Below are 8,532 nucleotides of genomic sequence, written 5' to 3' on the forward strand. Positions count from 1 at the left end.
GTGATTGCGGATGATAGCTTGTGTTCTTCCCTCAAGAACAGTAATGATATTGAGCTGATCAAAATCTTGTGCGATAAAACTCATCTTTCCCTTGGTAAAGGCATACTCGTCCCAAGACATAATCTCTGGAAGACAAGAAAAATCATGCTTAAAGTGAAAGTCATTGAGCTTACGAATGACAGTTGAAGTTGAAATGGATAGCTGATGTGCAATATCAGTCATAGAAGTCTTTTCAATTAACTTTTGAGCAATCTTTTGGTTGATAATACGAGGAATTTGATGATTCTTCTTGACGAGAGAGGTTTCGGCGACCATCATTTTCGAGCAATGATAGCACTTGAATCGACGCTTTTTCAGAAGAATTCTGGTAGGCATACCAGTCGTTTCGAGGTAAGGAATCTTAGAATGTTTTTGAAAGTCATATTTCTTCATTTGACTTCCGCAATCAGGGCAAGATGGGGCGTCGTAGTCCAGTTTAGCGATGATTTCTTTGTAGGTATTCATATTGATGATGTCTAGAATCTGGATATTAGGGTCTTTGATATCGAGCAGTTTTGTGATAAAATGTAATTGTTCCATAGGATTCTTTCTAATGAGTTGTTTGATCGCTTTTCATTATAGGTCATATGGGACTTTTTTTCTACACAAAAATAGGCTCCATAAGATCCATAGGGGATTTACCCACTACAAATATTATAGAGCCGGTTTTTTTAGTTCTATAATATTTTTGTTTGGTAAATATCTATAAACATTGCGGGAATTTTTTATAATTTTTGCAAAATAAAAAACTAGCCATGGAATTAGTAGTAGCTACTAAATTCTATGACTAGTTGTAGAGTTTAAGATTTTGACTTGATAATTTTAGTTTGTTTAGACAGTGATTGGAGTGTTTGATCACTTAATTTTGAATCAGTGATAATGGTGTCGATATCTGAGATATTGTAAAATGTAAAGAAATCAAATTTATCAAATTTGCTATGGTCAGCTAGGAGATATTTTTTATTGGCGTTTTCTAGTGCTAATTTCTGTGCTTCACCTTCGTCTTCACTAAAAGTAGCGATAGCATGATCCTTGATACCATTACAACTAACGAAGGCTTTTGAAAATTGCAAACTAGCGATATCTTGAAGAGTGAGAGTACCGACAAAAGCTCCTGTAATTGAACGATAATTACCACCGATTAGAATGAGATCAGTTAGCTTACGCTCGTTTAGAATGAGAAATACAGGCAAACTATTGGTAACAACACGAATGTTATCGATAGGAAGTTCACGCGCAAAGAATTCTAATGTGGTACCTGGACCAATGAAAATAGTTTCTCTTTCTTCAACTAAGTGACCTGCAAAGCGAGCAATTTCTTGTTTTTCTGCTGTTTGTAGTCCTTGTTTTTCAACGTTAGAACGCTCATTATTTAATAAGGAACCTGTTCGAAGTTTTTCAGCACCGCCATGAACTCGAACCAGCAAATCCTTATCCGCTAACTCTTGTAAATATCGTCTAGCTGTCATATCGGAAATATCAAGGCGATTCATAATCTCCTTAACAGTGATAGTTCCTTTTGTATTAACAATTTCTAAAATAGTATCTAATTTTTCTTGCTTCAGCATTGAACCACCCCCAAATCTAATATTATTTTATCATATTTTAAACAGCTAAGCAACTTAAAGAAAACAAAAATAAACAAAAAAAAACATCTAGTTTGTAAATAAACTTAGATGTTTTTTAGGTTAGGTATTAATTTAGTCCATAGTTATAGTCATCATCCTGCATAGCTTCAACTTCACCAAGTAGATAGCCATTACCAACTTGAGAGAAGAAGTCGTGGTTTGATGTACCAGTTGAAATCCCATTCATAACGATCGGATTGACATCGTCAGCTGAATCAGGGAAGAGAGGATCTTGCCCCAAGTTCATAAGGGCTTTATTTGCATTGTAGCGAAGGAAGGTTTTAACCTCTTCAGTCCATCCGACTTCGTCATAGAGGCTCTCTGTGTAGCCTTCTTCATTCTCATAAAGAGTATAGAGAAGGTCGTACATCCATTCTTTGAGTTTTTCTTGTTCATCTTCTGGCAATTCATTGAAACCAAGTTGGAATTTGTAGCCGATGTAGGTTCCGTGTACAGACTCGTCACGAATAATCAACTTGATGATCTCAGCTACGTTGGCCAACTTGTTGTTTCCAAGATAGTAGAGTGGTGTGAAGAAACCAGAGTAGAAAAGGAAGGTTTCAAGGAAAACACTCGCTACTTTCTTTTCAAGAGGAGTTCCGTTTAGGTAGATTTCATTGATAATTTCAGCTTTTTTCTGAAGATATGGATTGGTATTAGTCCATTCAAAAATTTCTTCAATTTCAGACTTGGTATTTAAGGTTGAGAAGATAGAAGAGTAAGACTTAGCATGAACAGATTCCATAAATTGGATATTGTTAAAAACAGCTTCCTCGTGAGGCGTACGAATATCAGCACGAAGGGCTTGAACACCAGTTTCTGATTGCATGGTATCAAGAAGGGTCAAACCTCCAAAAACTTTACCAACAAGGTCTTTTTCCTTGTTAGAAAGCTTTCTCCAGTCATCTAGGTCATTTGACAAGGGGATACGTGTATCGAGCCAGAACTGCTCAGTCAGCTTTTCCCAGGTTGATTTGTCAATGACATCTTCGATGGCATTCCAGTTAATAGCTTTGTAGTAAGTTTCCATTTGAAATCTCTTTCTGTGTGTAGTAATGCGATAACATAATCATTCTTATTTTATCATAATTCTATGCTATAATCGAACAAAAAGTCGGAAGCCCGACTTTTATGTTCTTACATGCTTTTATCAACAAAATACGTTTAATGGATTAAGTAAATGTAATTTTTTTGAGAGTTGAATTAAATCACACAGCTTTCACATTGGTTAGCGCCGACTTCTCCACCATCATCTGTAAAGGTACGGACGTAGTAGATAGACTTGATACCTTTGTTGAAGGCATAGTTACGAAGGATAGACAAGTCACGTGTCGTTTGTTTGTTTTCTTTCTTCCATTCGTAAAGGCCTGTTGGGATATCACTACGCATGAAGAGTGTGAGTGAAAGTCCTTGGTCCACGTGCTCAGTCGCAGCAGCATAAACATCAATGACCTTACGCATATCCATGTCATAAGCAGAAGTGTAGTAAGGAATTGTTTCTGTTGACAAACCAGCAGCAGGATAGTAGATCTTACCAATTTTCTTCTCTTGACGTTCTTCGATACGTTGCGTAATTGGGTGAATAGAAGCAGAAACATCGTTGATGTAGCTGATAGAACCATTTGGCGCTACAGCAAGTCGGTTTTGGTGGTAAAGTCCATCTGCTTTAACTTTATCACGAAGTTCAGCCCAGTCAGCAGCAGTAGGAATAAAGATATCTTTGAAGAGCTCTTTAACACGGTCTGATTTCGGAAGGAATTCGCCAGTTAAATACTTATCAAAGTAGCTTCCGTTAGCATAGTCTGATTTTTCAAAGTTGTGGAAGGTTACACCACGTTCACGTGCGATATTGTTTGACTCAACCAAGGTCCAGTAGTTCATAAGCATGAAGTAGATGCTTGTAAATTCAACAGACTCAGGTGATCCGTATTCGATCAATTGTTGAGCAAGATAGCTGTGAAGTCCCATAGCTCCAAGTCCAAATGTATGAGCTTGGCTGTTTCCGTGGTCGATAGTAGGAACAGCGACGATGTGTGAACTATCTGTAACGAAAGTAAGGGCACGAACCATAGCACGGATGGAGCGACCAAAGTCAGGTGAAGTCATCATGTTGACCACGTTTGTTGAACCAAGGTTACATGAGACATCAGTACCCATTTTTAGGAACTCCTGAGCATCATTGATAAGACTTGGTTCTTGGACTTGAAGAATCTCTGAACACAAGTTACTCATGATAATCTTACCATCAACTGGATTTGCACGGTTAGCAGTATCAATGTTGACCACATAAGGATAGCCAGATTCTTGTTGCAATTTAGAAATCTCAGTTTCCAAATCACGCGCTTTGATTTTTGTCTTACGGATGTTTGGATTTGCAACTAGCTCATCGTATTTTTCTGTGATATCGATGTAGTTGAAAGGTACGCCATACTCTTTTTCTACAGAATATGGGCTAAATAGGTACATTTCTTCATTCTTACGAGCTAATTCGTAGAATTTATCTGGTACAACAACACCAAGTGAAAGGGTCTTGACACGCACTTTTTCATCGGCATTTTCCTTCTTGGTTGAAAGGAATGCGATGATATCTGGGTGAAAGACATTGAGGTAAACAACTCCAGCACCTTGACGTTGACCGAGTTGGTTTGAGTAAGAGAAGCTATCTTCGAAAAGCTTCATAACTGGTACGACACCAGAAGCAGCACCCTCATATCCTTTGATAGGAGCTCCAGCTTCACGAAGGTTGCTGAGGGAAATTCCCACACCACCACCGATACGTGAAAGTTGAAGAGCAGAGTTGATAGAACGTCCGATAGAGTTCATATCATCTGTTACCTGGATCAAGAAACAAGATACCAACTCACCACGACGAGCACGACCTGCATTCAAGAAAGAAGGAGTAGCAGGTTGATAACGTTGGTGGATGATTTCGTTGGCAATATCAATAGCAATCGCTTCATCACCATCCGCGAAGTAAAGGGCATTAAAGAAGACGCGATCTTCCATGCCTTCAAGGTAGTATTCCCCGTCATTAGTCTTCAAAGCATATTGATTATAGAATTTATAGGCAGCCATGAAAGACTTAAACTGGAAGTTTTGATCCTTGATAAATTGGTGTAGTTCTTCCAAAAATTCTGGACGGTATTTCTTGATAAATGCTGTTTCAATGTAGTTATGCTCAATGAGGAAGTTGATTTTATCCGTAATTGAGTTAAAAACCATTGTATTTGGTACAACATTTTCTTTAAAGAAGGCTTCTAAAGCTTCCTTGTCTTTGTGAAGCATAATTTGTCCATTAACAGGACGGTTAATTTCATTATTAAGACGGAAGTAAGTCACATCTTCAAGTTGTTTTAATCCCATAAAAAATCCTTTATCTAATTACAAAAGAAAGGCTTCTAAGGTAGACATAGAAGCTTTTGTCCTGATTCTTAAGCAAGTTGTTTGAGTTTACCTGGTTGGAAACCAGAGAAAACTTCTGTTGGTGTCTGAATAATAGGAGCAGCACTAAAGCCGAGCTCTTTTACTTGATCAATGTATTCAGGTTGTTCATCAAGATTGATTTCTTTATATTCAACATTATTACTGTCTAAAAAACGTTTCGTCATTTTACATTGGACACAGTTGTTTTTAGAATATACGGTTACCATTTCTGTAACTCCTCTTTAAAATTTTATTACTTTCTTAGTATATCAGAAAAAAAAACTTTGTCAACTTTCTAAAACTAAATCTTGTGTACTTATTTTACTGATTTTACTAACAAGCACAATATATAGTGTTGTATTGAAAAATAATTACAGAAAAAGCAATGATTTCATTATTGGTGTCTCGACAAAAACTACATACTGTGTTTTACTAAATTTAATAGAAGATTTTCAGCAAGTTATCTGAAAGGAAATTGAAGAAAGTCCATAAAATACTTGAAAAATATCAATGAAGGTGATATAATACTAAATTGTAAGGGTTATCAGATATGTAACTCAACAAGAAAACTATTAAAGGAGAGTCAAACTATGGCTTCTAAAGATTTCCACGTAGTGGCAGAAACAGGTATTCACGCACGTCCAGCAACATTGTTGGTACAAACAGCTAGCAAATTTGCTTCAGATATCACTCTTGAGTACAAAGGTAAATCAGTTAACCTTAAATCTATCATGGGTGTAATGAGTCTTGGTGTTGGTCAAGGTGCTGACGTTACAATCACTGCTGAAGGTGCAGACGCTGATGACGCTATCGCTGCAATCTCAGAAACAATGGAAAAAGAAGGATTGGCATAAGGAAATGACAGAAATGCTTAAAGGAATCGCAGCATCTGACGGTGTTGCAGTTGCAAAAGCATATCTACTCGTTCAACCGGATTTATCATTCGAGACTGTTACAGTCGAAGATACAAATGCAGAAGAGGCTCGTTTGGATGTTGCTCTTGAAGCTTCTCAAAACGAGCTTTCTCTTATCCGCGAGAAGGCTGTAGGTACGCTTGGTGAAGAAGCGGCACAAGTATTTGACGCCCACTTGATGGTTCTTGCTGACCCTGAATTGATCGGTCAAATCAAAGAAACTATCCGTGCTAAGAAAGTGAATGCAGAAGCAGGTCTGAAAGAAGTTACAGACATGTTTATCACAATCTTTGAAGGCATGGAAGACAACCCATACATGCAAGAACGTGCAGCGGATATCCGCGACGTAACAAAACGTGTATTGGCTAACCTCCTTGGTAAAAAATTGCCAAACCCAGCTTCTATCAATGAAGAAGTAATCGTGATTGCTCACGACTTGACTCCATCTGATACAGCTCAATTGGACAAAAACTTTGTTAAAGCTTTTGTAACAAACATTGGTGGTCGTACAAGTCACTCAGCTATCATGGCTCGTACACTTGAAATCGCTGCAGTTTTGGGTACAAACAATATCACTGAAATCGTTAAAGATGGTGACCTACTTGCCGTTAATGGTATTACAGGTGAAGTGATTATCAACCCTACTGAAGAACAAGCGGCTGAATTTAAAGCAGCTGGTGAAGCTTACGCTCAACAAAAAGCTGAATGGGCACTCTTGAAGGATGCTCAAACTGTTACTGCTGATGGTAAACACTTCGAATTGGCAGCAAACATTGGTACTCCAAAAGACGTTGAAGGTGTTAATGACAACGGTGCAGAAGCTGTAGGTCTTTACCGTACAGAGTTCTTGTACATGGATTCTCAAAACTTCCCAACTGAAGACGAGCAGTACGAAGCATACAAGGCTGTTCTTGAAGGAATGAACGGTAAACCAGTTGTTGTCCGTACAATGGATATCGGTGGTGACAAGGAACTTCCTTACTTCGATATGCCACATGAAATGAACCCATTCCTTGGATTCCGTGCTCTTCGTATCTCTATCTCTGAAACAGGAGATGCAATGTTCCGCACTCAAATCCGTGCTCTTCTTCGTGCTTCTGTACACGGTCAATTGCGTATCATGTTCCCGATGGTTGCGCTTTTGAAAGAATTCCGTGCAGCTAAAGCAGTCTTCGATGAAGAAAAAGCTAACCTTCTTGCTGAAGGTGTTGCAGTTGCGGATGACATCCAAGTTGGTATCATGATCGAAATTCCTGCAGCAGCTATGCTTGCAGACCAATTTGCAAAAGAAGTTGACTTCTTCTCAATTGGTACAAACGATTTGATCCAATACACAATGGCGGCAGACCGTATGAACGAACAAGTTTCATACCTTTACCAACCATACAACCCATCAATCCTTCGTTTGATCAATAACGTTATCAAAGCAGCTCACGCTGAAGGTAAATGGGCTGGTATGTGTGGTGAAATGGCTGGTGACCAAACAGCTGTTCCACTTCTTGTCGGAATGGGCTTGGATGAGTTCTCTATGTCAGCAACATCTGTACTTCGTACACGTAGCTTGATGAAGAAACTCGACACTGCTAAAATGCAAGAATACGCTAACCGAGCTCTTACTGAATGTTCAACAATGGAAGAAGTTCTTGAACTTTCTAAAGAATACGTTAACTTCGATTAATCAATTACGGCTCTTTGTCAACTGTAGTGGGTTGAATAAAAAGCTAACATCTGGAGAGGACAACGATTGTCCTCTCCATTTTTATATTCAGAGCGATGAAAATTCGTTTCTTAAAGTTATCAAAGTTCCTAAAACCAAAAGCATTTCGTTTGATGAGTTTAATGAGATTATTGGTTGCTTCCAATTTGGCGTTGGAATAAGGTAATTGAAGGGCGTTGACAATCTTTTCTTTAACCTTGAGGAAGGTTTTCAAGACAGTCTGAAAAAGAGGATGAACCTGCTTTAGATTTTCCTCAATAAGTCCGAAAAATTTGTCAGGCTCTTTATTCTGAAAGTGAAAAAGCAAGAGCTGATAGAGATTATAGTGGTGTTTCAAGTCTTCGGAATAGCTCAAAAGCTTGTCTAGAATTTCTTTATTCGTTAAGTGCATGCGAAAAGTAGGGCGATAAAATCGTTTATCGCTGAGTTTACGACTATCTTGTTGGATGAGTTTCCAATAGCGCTTGATGGCCTTGTATTTATGAGATTTTCGATCAAATTGATTCATGATTTGGACACGAACCCGACTCATAGCTCGGCTAAGATGTTGAACAATGTGAAAACGATCTAGAACGATTTTAGCACATGGAAAAAGCTGTTTAGCTAAGGCATAGTAAGGACTAAACATATCCATAGTAATGATTTTCACTCGACATCGGACTGCTCTATCGTAGCGAAGAAAGTGATTGCGGATGATAGCTTGTGTTCTTCCCTCAAGAACAGTAATGATATTGAGCTGATCAAAATCTTGTGCGATAAAACTCATCTTTCCCTTGGTAAAGGCATACTCGTCCCAAGACATAATCTCTGG

General features: G+C 38.3%; 8 protein-coding genes. 2 read left to right on the forward strand and 6 right to left on the reverse strand.

Features of this window, described 5'->3' with window-relative positions; all coding sequences use genetic code 11:
* From TZ96_RS06480 to nrdH, 5 genes are all read right to left on the reverse strand, one after another.
* Window positions 1-579: ISL3 family transposase (locus TZ96_RS06480; protein WP_045762794.1), on the reverse strand; the 579-nt coding region annotated here is incomplete at its 3' end.
* A 260-nt stretch (window positions 580-839) separates the two neighbouring features.
* On the reverse strand, window positions 840-1,607 hold the full coding sequence (locus tag TZ96_RS06485) for a DeoR/GlpR family DNA-binding transcription regulator (protein WP_045763387.1): 768 nt from the start codon (window positions 1,605-1,607) through the stop codon (window positions 840-842).
* 127 nt (window positions 1,608-1,734) lie between these two features.
* Window positions 1,735-2,697 (reverse strand): class 1b ribonucleoside-diphosphate reductase subunit beta, encoded by a 963-nt coding sequence (gene nrdF, locus TZ96_RS06490; RefSeq protein WP_045763388.1) that lies wholly within the window; start codon window positions 2,695-2,697, stop codon window positions 1,735-1,737.
* Window positions 2,698-2,870: 173 nt separating this feature from the next.
* Window positions 2,871-5,030, reverse strand: coding sequence for a class 1b ribonucleoside-diphosphate reductase subunit alpha (nrdE, locus tag TZ96_RS06495; RefSeq protein WP_045763389.1), 2,160 nt, complete (start codon window positions 5,028-5,030; stop codon window positions 2,871-2,873).
* A 68-nt stretch (window positions 5,031-5,098) separates the two neighbouring features.
* Window positions 5,099-5,317 (reverse strand): glutaredoxin-like protein NrdH, encoded by a 219-nt coding sequence (gene nrdH / locus TZ96_RS06500; protein WP_000259242.1) that lies wholly within the window; start codon window positions 5,315-5,317, stop codon window positions 5,099-5,101.
* 363 nt (window positions 5,318-5,680) lie between these two features.
* Here nrdH and TZ96_RS06505 point away from each other — a divergent pair, with 363 nt between their 5' ends.
* On the forward strand, window positions 5,681-5,944 hold the full coding sequence (locus TZ96_RS06505) for a phosphocarrier protein HPr (protein WP_000146952.1): 264 nt from the start codon (window positions 5,681-5,683) through the stop codon (window positions 5,942-5,944).
* A gap of 4 nt (window positions 5,945-5,948) precedes the next feature.
* Entirely contained in the window at window positions 5,949-7,682 is a 1,734-nt protein-coding gene (gene ptsP, locus TZ96_RS06510; RefSeq protein WP_045763390.1) for a phosphoenolpyruvate--protein phosphotransferase, read from the forward strand.
* A 43-nt stretch (window positions 7,683-7,725) separates the two neighbouring features.
* On the opposite strand, the gene TZ96_RS06515 is transcribed toward ptsP, so the two are convergent.
* Window positions 7,726-8,532: ISL3 family transposase (locus TZ96_RS06515; RefSeq protein WP_045762798.1), on the reverse strand; the 807-nt coding region annotated here is incomplete at its 5' end.

The organism is Streptococcus infantis (assembly GCF_000963255.1).
GTDB classification, from domain to species: domain Bacteria; phylum Bacillota; class Bacilli; order Lactobacillales; family Streptococcaceae; genus Streptococcus; species Streptococcus nidrosiense.